This window comes from Aminobacter sp. P4_D5 (assembly GCF_056401815.1).
In genome coordinates this window covers 1-560 of sequence record NZ_JBFUIP010001198.1, presented here as the reverse complement: position 1 = coordinate 560, position 560 = coordinate 1, and the positions used below count along the sequence as shown (strand labels likewise).

The following is a 560-nucleotide window of genomic DNA, read 5'->3' as shown; positions in this document are numbered from 1 at the left end:
GCCGGCTCCCGCCCCAGCACCCGCTCGAGGAAGGGCAGCGCCAGCTGCCCACAGGGCACGGTCAGCCCCATCGCCAGCAGCACCGCCCCGCGCCCGGCCGCGTTGAGCCCGTGCACGTCGTAGAGGTAGGGTCCGGCCCAGAGCGTCAGGAGCGTCGCCATGACGGCATAGGCGAAGCAATGCATGGAGAGGATTCGCAGCAGGCCCACCGTCTTCCAGACGATGAACTGCCCGGCCAGCACCTCGCGCAGCGATTCCTTTGGCCGCTCGCGAAGGACCATCCCCGGCGGCACGTCGACCGCCCAGCGCCACCAGACGGCGCCGACCACGACCGTCAGGGCAGCTGAGACCAGATAGGCGCCACGCCAGCCCACGAGGCCTGAGGCGAAGGCCAGCGGCGCGCCGGCGGCCAGGATACCCACCTGGCTCCAGGCGAAGATTCCGCTCATCGCCTTGGTCAGGCCGGGCCCGGCATGCCATCGCCCGGCCAGCACCACGGCCGACATGAAGCTCGCCGCGCAACCGAGACCCAGCACGAAACGCGCGGCGAGGAACTGCGT

General features: G+C 71.2%; 1 protein-coding gene. It reads right to left on the bottom strand.

Going from position 1 to position 560, the window contains the following annotated elements; all coding sequences use genetic code 11:
• Positions 1 to 560: MFS transporter (locus AC1DWF_RS37465; RefSeq protein ID WP_476843482.1), on the bottom strand; the 560-nt coding region annotated here is incomplete at both ends.